The sequence below is a fragment of the Enterobacter cloacae complex sp. P18RS genome, assembly GCF_014982105.1.
Taxonomy (GTDB): Bacteria; Pseudomonadota; Gammaproteobacteria; order Enterobacterales; family Enterobacteriaceae; genus Enterobacter; species Enterobacter hormaechei_C.
The window spans coordinates 19,827-33,827 of record NZ_JADCKV010000031.1 but is presented as its reverse complement, the minus strand read 5'-3'; the positions used below and the strand labels follow the sequence as shown (position 1 = coordinate 33,827).

The window sequence follows — 14,001 nt, the reverse complement described above, 5'->3', positions numbered from 1 at the left end:
TCACCTTGCTTTCATGACATTAACGAATAACGAAAACAGGAACATGCGCGTAACGAACGATACTCGCCGCCTCTGATCCTAATAAATGAGTTTGAATATTTGGATTACGTGATCCCACAATAATCGCACCGACGTTAAGCTCATCCGCCAGTTTGATTACCTCATCACGTATATTCCCGCTGCGAACATGTAGATGGACATTTGCTTCGGGCAGGTTGATTTTTTTTACCAGCGCAGCCAGTTTTTCTTTAGCATTATTAATCATATATTCATCCATCTTTCTCGCGTCTGCAATAAAACCGCGGGTCAGTTCCGCCGAGAACTTTGGCATAACGTACAGCAGATGGACATTACCCGATGCGCTTTGCGCCAGGAATTGGGCATGCTGTAGCGCTTTATCAGACAATGCTGTTTCGTATACATCCACCGGCACCAGAATCGTTTTATACATATCAAGCATCCTTTTTATAACCAACACAACAGTGAGTGAATCAGGAGAGATCGCATCAAACCCATGGGTACAGGCGTGAATGCCTTTTACGGAAAAAAGGAATGGATGCTATTAAACGTAGCACAGGAATATCAGGATGTTATTCAAAGGGGATACACCATCGTAACGCTTGTTTCGCCTAAGTATGTCACGCCACTAATAATGGTTATTTAACATTTATTTATTCACCGACTATGCTCATAGTCAGGCATGCAACACGTTTATTCTCTTTATCCCGCGCCACCTTCAACCTCATGGAGGAATGCATGTACGGTTTAAGCCTGATTCGCCTTGGTTTGTTTATTGCGCTCGCCATTATCGCCAGCACAGCAATCGGTCTATTTACCTATGTGGTCGTCTCGGCCCTGGCAGAATAGCGCCACCCCAGCATTGATGACGAAATAAATAAAACAATTATTATCAGGGGAATACTGTGAAGCGCTACCTCTCTCTTCTGCCTGCTGTTTTATTGCTGCTGACGGCGTGCGATCCGAAACCCGACCGCGCCGCGCCCCTGCCGAAAATGGTAAAAGTCGCAGAGGTGGTCAAGGCCGGCAACGCGCAGCAGCGCGTGTTTCCCGCCCGTATTGAATCCGGCGACGCCACGGATCTCGCGTTCAAACGAGCCGGGCAGATTGAGACCCTGGACATTCGCCAGGGTGCCATTGTCAAACAGGGGCAACGACTCGCCAGCCTCAACGCCCGTGAAGCCCGGCAGCGCCTGAACGACAGGCAAACGGCGGCGACCCTGGCTCAGCGGCAATTCGACCGCTTCCAGACCCTGGCGGGACGCCAGGCCGTGTCGAAAGCCGAGATGGATGTCCAGCGCGCCAACCGCGATTCAGCAAACGCCGCGCTACAGATTGCGCGCGAAGAATTAAGCCAGATGACGCTCGTCGCCCCCTTTAGCGGGACAGCGGCCAGCGTCCATGTGCGAAATCATCAGGTCGTCTCCGCCGGCCAGCCCGTCGTCACTTTGACCCGTACCGATCTGCTGGACGTGGTGTTCAGCCTTCCAGAGAACCTGTTTAACACCTTCGATATTCGCAATGCGCAGTACAAACCGGTAGTGAGGATCAACGCCCTGCCCGGTCGCGAGTTTACCGCTGTGTACAAAGAGCACTCAGGCAGTAGCGACAGCAACACATTGACCTGGCAGGTGATTTTAACCATGCCCCGCCCGGTTGATTTTCCCGTCGTGGGCGGCGTCAGCGGAACGGTCACCATCAATTTAACCAACCTTCCGGCTGGTGTGGGCAGTGAGGCGCTGGTAGTGCCGGTTGAAGCGGTCTTTAACCCGGATAACCGCCCGCGCAATGAGCCACATGTCTGGGTGGTGACGGGCGAAGGCGATACGTTGCACCTTGAAGATCGTAAGGTCAGCGTGGGGCAAGTCAGCGCTGAGGGCGTCGTCATCGTCGGTGGGCTTAAGGCGGGTGAACGCGTGGTGGCCGCAGGCGTTGGGGTGCTACATCCCAACCAGCCGGTACGTATCTGGACGCGTGAACGGGGACTGTAATGGATATCTCTCGTCAGTTTATCAGCAACCCGGTTCGCGTCTGGCTGACGATTTTGCTGCTGGGCGTAGGCGGCATTATTGCCCTGTTGAACATCGGCAGACTGGAAGATCCGGCGTTTACCATCAAAACGGCGGTGGTGATCACCCATTATCCGGGCGCGTCGGCGCAGCAGGTTGAGGAAGAGGTCACCCTGCCGCTGGAAAATGCGCTTCAGCAGTTACCTTATCTGGATAACGTCAGCTCCATCTCCTCCAGCGGCCTGTCGCAGATCACGGTCAATATAGCCTCGCGCTACCACTCAAATGCACTGCCGCAAATCTGGGATGAACTGCGTCGCCGGGTGGGAGATGCCGCCAGACAGTTTCCACCCGGCGTAGTGACCCCGTTTGTGAATGACGATTTTGGCGATGTGTTCGGCTTTTTCTTTGCCATTTCCGGAGATGAATTCAGCAATCCGGAACTGGTCCGGTATGCCGAGCAGCTGCGCCGGGAGTTGGTCCTCGTGCCAGGCGTGGGCAAAGTGGCCATCGGCGGAGCCCTCACTCAGCAGATTAACGTGGACATTTCTCTGAGCAAAATGGCCGCGCGCGGGATAACGCTGAACCAGCTTTCTGCCCAGCTCAGCAGGCTGAACGTGGTCTCCAGCGCGGGAGAGATCCCCTCCGGTACCGAGTCAATTCGTCTGCATCCTACCGGTGAATTCGAAAGTATTGACGAGCTGGCCGATCTCATCGTGACCCCGCCCGGCGTTGGGGCGGCTACCCGCTTACGGGATATTGCCACCCTGTCACGCGGGCTGGATGCGTCCCCTGCCAGCATCTACCATGCCAACGGCAGAAAAGCCGTCACCATGGGCGTCTCCTTTATCCCCGGCGTTAACGTGATCGACGTGGGACATGCCCTGGAGGCGAAGCTAGAGCAGATGTCAGCCGAGAAACCGGCAGGTATCCATATCGACCTGTTTTACGATCAGGCGGCGGAGGTCGGGCATTCCGTTAACGGATTTATCATTAACTTCCTGATGGCGCTGGCGATTGTCATCGGCGTGTTGTTGATCTTTATGGGCTTACGCAGCGGGATCATTATTGCCTTTTCCCTCGCCCTCAACGTGCTGGGCACGCTGCTGATCATGTATCTCTGGGGTATTGAACTACAGCGCATTTCACTGGGTGCGCTGATCATCGCCCTCAGCATGCTGGTCGACAATGCCATTGTTATTGTCGAAGGGGTACTGGTAGCCCGGCAGCAGGGCTCGTCCCTGATGAACGCCATTAGCGACATTATTCGCCGTTCTGCGCTGCCGCTGCTGGGTGCAACGGTCATCGCCATCCTGGCCTTTGCGCCCGTCGGGCTGTCACAGGATTCCACCGGCGAATACTGTAAGTCGCTGTTTCAGGTCCTGCTGATTTCGCTCATGCTGAGCTGGTTCTCAGCCCTCACCATTACGCCAGTGCTGATTAAGTGGTGGCTGTTTAAACGAGATGCTGCACCGCCAAAGGCCGACGAAACGGATCCCTATGACAAACGCATCTATCGGATCTATCAGGGTGTGCTCAACGCGCTGTTACGGCGTAAAGCGCCAACGCTGGTAGTGATGGCCGCACTGCTGGCCGCCGCCATCTGGGGCTTTGGCTCGGTGCGGCAGAACTTCTTCCCCTCCTCCAGTACGCCAATTTTCTTTGTCGACCTCTGGCTCCCTTACGGTACCGACATTAACTGGACCGAGAAGATGACCGGTGATATCGAGAAAACCATTAACGGCCAGCCAGGCGTGGAAACTACGGTCTCGACGATTGGTCAGGGAAGTATGCGATTTATTTTGACCTACAGCGGACAGCGGCAGTACAGCAACTATGCGCAAATTATGGTGAGAATGGACGACCAGCGTAACATCCCCGCCCTGACCCGCCACGTGGATGAGTACATCACACGGAACTATCCGCAGGTTAACGCCAGCACAAAGCGGGTGATGTTTGGCCCCTCCGGCGACAGCGCCATTGAAATACGTATTAAAGGCCCCGATCCGGACAGGCTGCGTCTGATCGCCAGCCAGGTAGACAACATCCTTACGCGCGATCCGGCGACGGACAGCGTCAGGAACGACTGGCAAAATCGCAGCAAAGTGATCCGCCCGCAGTACGTCACCGCGCTGGGACGTGAGCTTGGCGTGGATAAGCAGGACGTCGATAACGCACTGGAGATGAATTTCTCCGGCAGTCGGGCGGGATTGTACAGAGAAGGCAGCGACCTGTTGCCCGTGGTGGTGCGCCCGCCGGAAAGCGAGCGGCTGGACGCCAATCACCTGAATAACGTTCTGGTCTGGAGCCAGACCCGGCAGCAGTATATTCCGCTGAGCAACGTCATCAGCGGCTTCGCGCTGGAGTGGGAAGATCCGCTGATCCTGCGCCGTGACCGCTCCCGCGTGCTGACCGTGCAGACCGACCCTGACCCGCTAAGCCAGCAAACCTCCGGCGATATTCTCGCCCGCGTGAAGCCACAAATTGATGCCCTGCCCCTGCCCCACGGCTACACCATTGAGTGGGGCGGGGACGCGGAGAACTCCAGCGAAGCGCAGCAGGGGTTATTTACCACGCTGCCGCTCGGCTATCTGGTGATGTTTGTGATCACGGTGCTGATGTTCAGTTCGGTGAAAAACGCCGTCGCCATCTGGCTGACCGTGCCGCTGGCGCTGATCGGCGTGACGCCGGGGTTTTTAATTACCGGCATCCCTTTTGGCTTTATGGCGTTGATTGGCCTGCTGAGCCTGAGCGGGATGCTGATCCGCAACGGCATTGTGCTGGTGGAAGAGATAGAACAGCAGAAAGTGCAGCAGGATCAGCACAGTGCGATCGTTTACGCCGCCACGTCGCGCCTGCGTCCCATCCTCCTCACCGCCTTTACGACCGTACTCGGCCTCGCCCCTCTGCTGCTGGATGTGTTCTTCCAGAGCATGGCCGTTGTGATTATGTTTGGGCTTGGGTTTGCTACAATCCTGACGCTGCTGGTACTCCCCGTAATTTACGCGTGTTTCCATCGTAAGGACAAAGCTGAACAACAATGAATGCGACAGGGCTGAATATCATCAAGACGCTGGGGTGTATGACGGCGGTTACCTTTTTCACCATCTACAACACCTGGGATCATTACGATTATGACTATCACTGGATCCTCGGTTTTTTAACCTTCATTTCGACCATCGCCACGCCGTTATTTTTTGTGGTTGCAGGGTATCTGGACGGGCAATCCCGGCACGGCACGCGCTGGCAGCTGGATAAGATCAAAAGTCTGGTGATCGTCTTTCTGTTCTGGGTAACGATTTACTACCTGTGGGAGCCCTATCAGCGCGGATATCTGATCCAGCCCTGGTTCGTGTTCGCGTTTATCGTGATTTACACGTTTCACCCGGTGGTGGAGTGGCTCAGCCAGCGACGAACGCTCTTTTGCGGGGTAATTGCCGCCCTGCTGCTTTTCTCATACGGGTACGATTTACTGTCAGCCCTCTATCCTGATGCCCATGTCCTTTCATTGTCGCCGCAGTATCGCCTGTGGACGTGGCTGCTGTTTTATCTGACGGGGCAGCTCTTTTGCGATCCGCAGATCGCGGCGTGGATCGGCCGCAAAAATGTGGTCAGGGCAGCGGTCATCGCCATACCGTTTATTTATCTCTTCACGTGGTTTTACGAGCGGCACTTCTTTTTTGCGCTATTTAAAGCAGACAGAAACGCCTTTATTCTCACCGGATCGCAAATCTACATTCTGATTATTGCCCTGGTGATTGCGGCCAACGGCGTGCGTTTTCGCCGCAATGCGGAGTTTAAAGAGTCCGTGCTGGCCGCCATTAGCAAAACCATGACCGGGGTCTATATTATGCACTACTCGGTGTTTCACCTGCTGACCGCGCTCATTCCGGTGACGTCCCTGAGCACCAAACTTGCTCTGATTGTGCTTACGTTTGTTACGTCGGTCCTGTTTTCGCTGCTGATCCTGTCCAACGCTGTGGCCAAAAAAGTGATCACCCTCTAAAAGCCCAGGCGCAGCCAGGCAAACAGCACGTTGCCGTTGTTGTAGGTCCCGGGAATATAGGTGAACTGGACGGTGACGCGCTTATATCCGGCAGAGAAAAGCGGGAAGATAAACGGCAGCGGGACATAGTTGGCAAAGTCGTCGCGTGCCGTGATCCCCGCAGCGGCCCCCAGCCCCAGACGGAAATCTTTTGCGTTATCCAGATACCAGCCTTTCTCCCAGCCGTAGCCCATCGCAGGCTGCCATTCGTTATGTGAATCTTTGAACATCATGGCAAAGAGCGCGCTCCAGTTGCCCTCGTCGTTGTAGCGGGACACGCCCAGCCCCCCGCCCCACGGCATTTCGTTGTAGTTGTCGGTTTTCTCTTTGTCATACATGAATCGAGCATGCCAGCTCAGAAACGGAAGGTAGAGATCGTAACGATCCGGCTGTTCCCAGGTTTGCGCAATATCGTCCGTTACTGCATCCCACCAGCGGTGAATACGCTGTTCGCCATAGACTTTCGGCTCCGCATGCAGCGGAGATACGACTAAAAACAGGACTACCCACAGTGCAGGAAAGAGGCGTTGCATCGTTATACCCTCAGCTTACGTCACGCAGCGATCGTTATTACTGTAAACCATTCAGCCCTAACCGGAGCCAAACAGGCTGATTTATGTTGTCGCCCGATAAGATGAAATTTATTTATTCTGCGCTTTCAGGAAAGATAAAAACGTTTTCTCAGGCCGCCTGTCGCGGTAGTCTCATACATTCCGTCAATATGACGGCCGTGATGTGAGTGACCTTTTCTTATACCAATAATTAAAAATCAGTACAGACAGGACAACTATGGACTCCACCCTTATCTCCGCTCGCCGCAACGAGGAGACACCTTCGCTTAACCGCGCCCGCCGCGCCGCTTTAGGTAGCTTCGCAGGCGCCGTCGTCGACTGGTATGACTTTCTGCTCTACGGTATTACCGCTGCGCTGGTCTTTAACCGTGAATTCTTTCCCCAGATCAGCCCCGCCATGGGCACGCTTGCTGCGTTTGCCACCTTCGGCGTCGGTTTTCTGTTTCGTCCGCTGGGTGGGGTAATTTTCGGCCACTTCGGTGACCGCCTTGGCCGGAAACGTATGCTGATGCTCACCGTCTGGATGATGGGCATTGCCACCGCGCTGATCGGTATTTTGCCCTCCTTTGCCTCGATTGGCTGGTGGGCTCCGGTGTTGCTGGTGACGCTGCGCGCCATTCAGGGCTTTGCCGTCGGTGGTGAATGGGGCGGCGCGGCATTGCTGTCCGTGGAAAGCGCGCCGAAGAACAAGAAAGCGTTTTACAGCAGCGGCGTGCAGGTGGGTTATGGCGTGGGTCTGCTGCTCTCCACGGGCCTGGTGTCGCTAATAAGTCAGCTCACGACAGACGAGCAGTTCCTGAGCTGGGGCTGGCGTATTCCGTTTATCTTCAGCATTGTGCTGGTCGTGGTGGCCCTGTGGATCCGTAACGGCATGGAAGAGTCGGCTGAGTTTGAGCGGCAGCAGCGCGAAAAACCGGTCGCGAAAAAACGGCTGCCGGTGATGGAAGCGCTGGTGCAGCACCCTGGCGCTTTTCTGAAAATCATTGCCCTGCGCCTGTGCGAACTGCTGACGATGTATATCGTCACCGCCTTTGCCCTGAACTACTCCACGCAAAACCTCGGCCTGCCGCGGGAATTGTTCCTGAATATTGGCCTGGTGGTGGGCGGGATCAGCTGCCTGACCATCCCCTGCTTCGCCTGGCTGGCGGATCGATTTGGCCGTCGACGGGTGTATATCACCGGGGCGCTCATCGGCACACTCAGCGCCTGGCCGTTCTTTATGGCGCTGGAGGCACAGTCGGTCTTCTGGATTGTCTTCTTCGCGATCATGCTTGCGAACATCGCTCACGATATGGTGGTCTGCGTGCAGCAGCCAATGTTCACCGAGCTGTTTGGCGCAAGCTACCGTTACAGCGGCGCGGGCGTGGGATATCAGGTGGCGAGCGTGGTCGGCGGCGGGTTTACGCCGTTTATCGCCGCCGCGCTGGTGACGTTCTCGGGCGGTAACTGGCATAGCGTGGCGATTTATCTGCTGGCGGGTTGCCTGCTTTCTGCCGCCACCGCCCTGTTGATGAAGGAAACCACGCACAGCTGATCTCCTCACTTTTGTTTCACAGGCGTGTGACATACTATCGGGTAAAGCCGCACACCTGTGGAACAAGGAGACAGACATGAATAATAAGGGCTCCAGCCTGACCCCGGCTCAGGCGCTGGAAAAACTCGACGCGCTGTATGAACAGTCCGTCAATGCACTGCGCAGCGCCATCAGTGACTATATCGAAACAGGGAAACTTCCCGATGAAAAGGCCAGAACCCAGGGCCTTTTTGTTTATCCATCGCTCTCTGTCACCTGGGACGGCAGCGCCAGCAGCAATCCGAAAACCCGCGCCTATGCGCGTTTCACCCACTCCGGCTGTTACAGCACGACCATCACGCGACCTGCGCTGTTCCGCCCCTACCTGGAAGAGCAGCTTACCCTGCTGTATCAGGATTACGGCGCGCATATCAGCGTTGAACCGTCCCTGCACGAGATCCCTTACCCGTACGTGATAGACGGTTCAGCGCTGACGCTGGATCGCTCCATGAGCGCGGGGCTGACCCGCCACTTCCCGACCACTGAGCTGTCGCAGATTGGCGATGAGACGGCGGACGGGATCTATCACCCGGCAGAGTTTTCACCGCTGTCGCACTTTGATGCCCGCCGTGTCGATTTCTCGCTGGCACGCCTGCGTCACTACACCGGCACCCCTGCCGAACATTTCCAGCCGTTCGTGCTGTTTACCAATTACACCCGCTACGTGGACGAATTTGTCCGCTGGGGCTGTAGCCAGATCCTCGACCCGGACAGCCCTTACATCGCCCTCTCCTGCGCGGGCGGGATCTGGATCACCGCCGAAACCGAAGCACCGGAAGAGGCCATCTCCGATCTGGCGTGGAAAAAGCACCAGATGCCAGCCTGGCACCTGATCACCGCCGACGGTCAGGGCATTACGCTGATTAACATCGGCGTTGGCCCGTCGAATGCGAAAACCATCTGCGACCATCTGGCGGTACTGCGCCCGGACGTCTGGCTGATGATCGGCCACTGCGGCGGCCTGCGTGAAAGCCAGCTGATTGGCGATTACGTCCTCGCCCACGCTTATCTGCGTGACGACCATGTCCTTGACGCGGTTCTGCCGCCGGATATTCCTATTCCGAGTATCGCGGAAGTGCAGCGCGCCCTGTACGACGCCACTAAAGAGGTGAGCGGCATGCCGGGTGAAGAGGTGAAGCAGCGCCTGCGTACCGGTACGGTCGTCACCACCGACGATCGTAACTGGGAGCTGCGCTATTCCGCCTCCGCCCTGCGTTTCAATCTCAGCCGTGCGGTCGCAATCGATATGGAAAGCGCCACCATTGCCGCGCAGGGCTATCGCTTCCGCGTCCCTTACGGCACGCTGCTGTGCGTGTCCGATAAACCGCTGCACGGCGAGATCAAACTGCCGGGCCAGGCGAACCGTTTCTACGAAGGGGCGATCTCAGAGCATCTTCAGATTGGCATTCGCGCCATCGATTTACTGCGTGCAGAGGGCGACAAACTGCATTCCCGCAAGCTGCGCACCTTCAATGAGCCACCGTTCCGCTGATAACAAGGACCCACTCACCCGGCCTGGGATTCCGTAGGTCGGGTAAGCGGAGCGCCACCCGACAATTTCACGAACGCAGAAAAGCAAAAAGCCTGCTTTAAAAGCAGGCTTTTTAAATTTGGCTCCTCTGACTGGACTCGAACCAGTGACATACGGATTAACAGTCCGCCGTTCTACCGACTGAACTACAGAGGAATCGTGTGAACGGGGCGCATATTATCGATGCGCCCTGAGGATGTCAAAGGGTGAATGCAGATTTTCAATCGTTTGCCGATTTATTCTCCACTTCGCACATTTGTCAGGCACTTGCCGTTTCCGAAACCTCCTGCTCCGGTTTTTTTCGCGGATATTTCCACAGCCAGCGCCCGCTCACCATGCGCCAGTAGAACAGCGCCCCGCGCACGGCCCAGTCAAGGAACATCCCCAGCCAGACGCCGACAACGCCCATACCCAACATTACCCCCAGCGTGTAGCCCGCCACAACGCGACAGCCCCACATACCGAGCATGGAGACCCACATCGCAAACCGGGCATCGCGCGCCCCTTTCAGCCCGGCAGGAAGTACCCAGGACGCGGCCCAAATTGGCATAAACGCCGCGTTGAGCCAAATGAGCACCTTCACGACCTCTTTCACGTCATTTTCATGCGTATAGAACGAGGCCATCAGCCCGGCAAAAGGCGCAGTTCCCCACGCAATCGCCGTCAGTCCAATAGTTGAAAGCCAGAAGACGTGCCGAAGTTGCCGTTCCGCCTGCCCTATCTGCCCCTTTCCGAGACGTCTGCCGGTGATGATCGTCGACGCCGACCCCAGCGCGTTTCCGGGCAGGTTAATGAGCGAGGCGATGGAGAAGGCAATAAAGTTGCCGGCGATGACGTCTGTTCCCATCCCGGCAACAAACATCTGCGTCAGCAGTTTCCCACCGTTAAACAACACGGATTCGATGCTGGCCGGAATCCCGATCCCCATCACTTCCCAGATAATGGCGAAGTTAAGCGGACGGAAATAGCTTTTCAGCGTCAGACGCAGCGATGGCGTAATTCCCGCCATCAGTACGCCAATTATCGCTGCCGCACCAATATAGCGGGAAATGGTCAGGCCTAAACCCGCGCCGACAAAGCCCAGCCCCTCCCAGGAAAAGACGCCGTATATCAAAACGCTGCTGATAATGATATTCAGGATATTCATGCCGCCGTTGATCAGCAGCGGAATTTTGGTATTTCCTGCTCCACGAAGCGCACCGCTACCAATCAGCGCGATGGCAGCCGCCGGATAACTCAGCACCGTCATTTCCAGGTAGGTGAGAGCCAGATCCTTCACCTCGCTGGTCGCTTCTCCCGCGACAATGTCGATAATTTCTTTGCCGTAATAATGGATAACCGCCGCAAGGATGATCGAAAAGAGGGTCATGATCATCAGCGACTGTCTGGCCGCTTCGCGGGCACGCTTCGGATCAAGCTTGCCCAGGCTAAACGCCACCACCACCGTCGTACCGAGATCGATAGCGGCAAAGAAGGACATCACAACCATGTTGAAACTGTCCGCCAGCCCTACCCCGGCCATGGCTTCTTTACCGAGCCAGCTCACCAGAAAGGTGCTCAGCACCCCCATTAGCAGGACGCAGGTATTCTCCAGGAAAATAGGCACGGCAAGGGGGGTGATTTCACGCCAGAACAGAACTCGATAACTCTTACGTTTTGCATACCAGGGCGTGCGCATAATCGCCTGGCGTAGGGGTGCGGTGACGTTCAAAATGGACCTTAGCGAGAAAGTTGAAACTCCATTTCAAATGATGGGGCAGAAATGCGTATCCTGCAAAGTATTTTCCATAAAATTATGTTTGGATTTACAACAAAATGACGACAGAATCATCAAACAAACGCTTTTGCCTGAGATCAGGTTTGACAAAAGTTTTTTCGCCGCTAAGATAAGCCTCCACAACGATTCCTCTGTAGTTCAGTCGGTAGAACGGCGGACTGTTAATCCGTATGTCACTGGTTCGAGTCCAGTCAGAGGAGCCAAATTTAAAAAGCCTGCTTTTAGAGCAGGCTTTTTGCTTTTTTGCGTTCGTGAAATTGTCGGGTGGCGGCTTCGCCTTACCCGACCTACGTGATAACAGTCCTGTAGGCCCGGTAAGCGCAGCGTCACCGGGCAACAGAGTGTGCGATTACTCGCCTTTAGCGTCGACGTTTTTGATTTCGCCCATCACTTTCAGCTTCTTGGAGATGTCGCGACGCTCTTTGGACAGCTCAGCGTTTTTGATGATGTAGTCATCAACGCGATCTTCATAATCGCTCTTCATGCTGGCGATGATGCCCTGAATAGCTTCAACGCTCATGCCAGGCTTGATGTAGTCGCTCAGGTTGTCCAGCAGCAGGACACGTTTCTGGTTGTCACGGATCTTCTTCTCTACGTCCTGGATTTCGCGCTGTAGCTTGTTTTTGCGGCGGAACAGGCGGACGAACTCCAGAACATCCTGGAACGAAGGCTTGGTAGTTTCCATTTTTACACCCCTGATAATGTGAGATTCGGATTCGTTAAAGCAACCGTTTTAACAGACAGCGGCTGCGAATGACAATGAGTATATCGTTTAAAACCATCATAACCCTAATTGTTGCTGAATCGAAGCAGCAGGCATCACATACGCTTTTTATTTGCGCAGCGCCCGGCAAATCAGCTGCGATAACAACTCCAGCTGTCGCGCCAGCTCCATACTCAGCCAGACATAACCATGGATGGGCGTTTCCGCCACATTGTCGCCCTGGCGCTCATTCATCAGCTGTTTAAGCTCGGCGACGATTTCGTTCAGCCGCTCGCTGTTCGCCCGTATCGGCTGTGGGTTACCTTCATAAAGCGCATGGGCGATGGTCAGCAGGGTTTGTTGCGTCATCTGCTGCGTCTCTTTCAGCGTATGCGCGTTGAGCATCAGAAGATGGCTGGGGCGTGAGGCCCAGTGGGCATTGATTTGCAGTTCAAGCATACAGACCAGATTACGGCTGACCGTCTGAATAGCTTCAAAAATGGCTTTCTGGATATGGGTTTCTTTGCTTGCCGGGGTAATCAACCCGCGCATTTTGACCACATCATTGAGGATTTTTTGCAGGTGCTTTTCCAGACGCGGGCGCTCAATCAGATTCGGCGAAAACCCGGCCTGGTAGACCCGGTTAAATGCCGTGACGTAGTTTGCCATCTGAATGCGCCAGTGCAGGAAGGCGCGCTGCGGCCAGATGCCGGTAAACAGCATGGCGAGCAACGAGCCGAGGATCACGTCCCCGCTTCGCCACAATGCGGTGGTCATATCGCCCGCCGGTGCGCCGACCACAACCGCGAGCGTAATGCCAATCAGCAGCGCCTGATACGGTTTCTTGCCAAGGGCAAGCCACCCGCAAAGAAACATCGCCACCGCGCACCACAGCAACATGACCGGAAACGAAATCAGCTCCAGCTTCAGGGCGATAAGCCCAAGCGCTGAGCCTAAAACGGTGCCGCCTATGCGTTCGAAAGCGCGCGGGACCACGTTCCCCCAGAATGAGATCGGCCCCATCACCACCACCAGCGTGATCAGCGGCCACGTCCCTTCCGGGATATCCAGCAGACGAACCAGTACGAAGGTCAACACAAACGCCAGCGCAATGCGGCAACCGTGCACCACGCGATAATGTTTGTATAACCGAATTTCAAAAGGGGTTAATGACTTGTCGGGGCGCACACCCGTCTCCAGCTCTACGGCAAACCACAATTGTACTGTGTTTTCAGCCGGGTGGATCGCGCCCGGCTGAAAAACCCTGCATTCCGCAGGATTATCCCACTTTGTGCTCTACCGGTACAAACATCTCAATATCCCAGTAGCCGTCAGCATTGCCATCGTTCAGATAGCGTTCGAAGCAGGGTTTTGCCGCGATCTGGAATTTGTTGTCTTCCAGCAGGGAGTTGAAGAACTGATACCATGGAGTGGCGAAATCTTGATTTTCGACGCGCGCGGCGGCAATAGCATACTCTCCGGCAGCAATTTCGGTCATCATCACCCCTTCGCTGTTTTCAGGAATAGTGAAATCGTCCGCTACCGTTACGGCGGTAACGCAGCGGAGCTTTTCTGCCGGCACGTCATCCGGATTGTCATAATAAACGGCCACCCACTCCTGCGGCTGAATATGACGCCCGTCTACCCACATGACCAGCTGTTCAAATCCCTGCTTGACCGTCTTTTCCCACGGCCCCACGAGATGAAAGCCAGCGATCGTACGTTTCTGTTGCTGCCTGATGCTGTAGTCCATGCTGCCTCCGTTTATTACTG

Annotated in this window: 11 protein-coding genes and 2 tRNA genes; 6 read left to right on the top strand and 7 right to left on the bottom strand. The window is 55.4% G+C overall.

Annotated elements, in window-relative coordinates:
- Window positions 1-19: 19 nt before the first annotated feature.
- Window positions 20-451: a universal stress protein gene (locus INF61_RS20885; RefSeq protein ID WP_003859525.1), complete on the bottom strand. Its 432-nt coding sequence runs from the start codon at window positions 449-451 to the stop codon at window positions 20-22.
- 472 nt (window positions 452-923) lie between these two features.
- Here INF61_RS20885 and INF61_RS20880 point away from each other — a divergent pair, with 472 nt between their 5' ends.
- Genes INF61_RS20880 through INF61_RS20870 form a run of 3 tightly spaced genes read left to right on the top strand, consistent with a single transcriptional unit; the run spans window position 924 to window position 6,033 of the window.
- Entirely contained in the window at window positions 924-2,009 is a 1,086-nt protein-coding gene (locus tag INF61_RS20880) for an efflux RND transporter periplasmic adaptor subunit (protein WP_033487962.1), read from the top strand.
- Window positions 2,009-5,071, top strand: coding sequence for an efflux RND transporter permease subunit (locus tag INF61_RS20875; RefSeq protein ID WP_193548094.1), 3,063 nt, complete (start codon window positions 2,009-2,011; stop codon window positions 5,069-5,071). The genes INF61_RS20880 and INF61_RS20875 overlap by 1 nt, the downstream gene beginning before the upstream one ends.
- A 38-nt stretch (window positions 5,072-5,109) precedes the next feature.
- Window positions 5,110-6,033, top strand: coding sequence for an acyltransferase (locus tag INF61_RS20870; RefSeq protein WP_026080612.1), 924 nt, complete (start codon window positions 5,110-5,112; stop codon window positions 6,031-6,033).
- On the opposite strand, the gene pagP is transcribed toward INF61_RS20870, so the two are convergent.
- Window positions 6,030-6,605, bottom strand: a complete 576-nt coding sequence (pagP, locus tag INF61_RS20865; RefSeq protein WP_003859516.1) for a lipid IV(A) palmitoyltransferase PagP — start codon at window positions 6,603-6,605, stop codon at window positions 6,030-6,032. The two genes, INF61_RS20870 and pagP, sit on opposite strands and share 4 nt — an antisense overlap.
- A 256-nt stretch (window positions 6,606-6,861) precedes the next feature.
- Between pagP and shiA the strand changes: the two genes are divergently transcribed.
- Complete coding sequence (shiA, locus tag INF61_RS20860) at window positions 6,862-8,178, top strand: shikimate transporter (protein WP_096205601.1); 1,317 nt, start codon at window positions 6,862-6,864, stop codon at window positions 8,176-8,178.
- Between the two features lie 76 nt (window positions 8,179-8,254).
- Window positions 8,255-9,709, top strand: a complete 1,455-nt coding sequence (locus tag INF61_RS20855; protein ID WP_015572404.1) for an AMP nucleosidase — start codon at window positions 8,255-8,257, stop codon at window positions 9,707-9,709.
- Window positions 9,710-9,828: 119 nt separating this feature from the next.
- Here the strand turns inward: INF61_RS20855 and INF61_RS20850 are convergent.
- Window positions 9,829-9,904 (bottom strand) — tRNA-Asn (locus tag INF61_RS20850).
- Between the two features lie 103 nt (window positions 9,905-10,007).
- Window positions 10,008-11,426, bottom strand: coding sequence for a multidrug efflux MATE transporter EmmdR (gene emmdR, locus INF61_RS20845; RefSeq protein WP_023294986.1), 1,419 nt, complete (start codon window positions 11,424-11,426; stop codon window positions 10,008-10,010).
- Between the two features lie 226 nt (window positions 11,427-11,652).
- Here emmdR and INF61_RS20840 point away from each other — a divergent pair.
- Window positions 11,653-11,728 (top strand) — tRNA-Asn (locus tag INF61_RS20840).
- A gap of 146 nt (window positions 11,729-11,874) precedes the next feature.
- Here INF61_RS20840 and INF61_RS20835 read toward each other — a convergent pair.
- The 3 genes from INF61_RS20835 to sbmC form a co-directional block, all read right to left on the bottom strand.
- Window positions 11,875-12,210: a DUF496 family protein gene (locus tag INF61_RS20835; RefSeq protein WP_000450410.1), complete on the bottom strand. Its 336-nt coding sequence runs from the start codon at window positions 12,208-12,210 to the stop codon at window positions 11,875-11,877.
- A gap of 147 nt (window positions 12,211-12,357) precedes the next feature.
- Complete coding sequence (locus INF61_RS20830) at window positions 12,358-13,416, bottom strand: FUSC family protein (protein ID WP_017693112.1); 1,059 nt, start codon at window positions 13,414-13,416, stop codon at window positions 12,358-12,360.
- A 91-nt stretch (window positions 13,417-13,507) separates the two neighbouring features.
- On the bottom strand, window positions 13,508-13,981 hold the full coding sequence (gene sbmC / locus INF61_RS20825; protein WP_193548093.1) for a DNA gyrase inhibitor SbmC: 474 nt from the start codon (window positions 13,979-13,981) through the stop codon (window positions 13,508-13,510).
- Window positions 13,982-14,001 lie beyond the last annotated feature (20 nt).